Genomic DNA, 209 nt, shown 5'->3' with positions numbered 1-209 from the left:
AAGCCTGGTAATGTCCTACTTTCACATAGCAAATGCTACACTATCATCGGCGCTGTTTCGTTTCACTACTGAGTTCGGCATGGGATCAGGTGGGTCCAAAACGCTATTGTCACCAAGCAAATTTGGGCGTTAATCCGTATTACTACGCACTAACTGAATTTGGAAAATATCTGATAATATTTTTTAAGTCTTTCAGTAAATATCTACTT

At 38.8% G+C, this 209-nt stretch carries 1 rRNA gene; it reads right to left on the bottom strand.

Annotated features, from left to right (window positions below):
- Positions 1-2: 2 nt before the first annotated feature.
- A 5S ribosomal RNA gene (gene rrf, locus H5115_RS20065) occupies positions 3-117 on the bottom strand.
- Positions 118-209 lie beyond the last annotated feature (92 nt).

It is taken from the genome of Pseudoalteromonas sp. SR44-2 (genome assembly GCF_014163745.1).
GTDB lineage: Bacteria > Pseudomonadota > Gammaproteobacteria > Enterobacterales > Alteromonadaceae > Pseudoalteromonas > Pseudoalteromonas distincta.
Note: the sequence above shows the minus strand (reverse complement) of the source record. Positions and strands in the feature narration are given on the sequence as shown.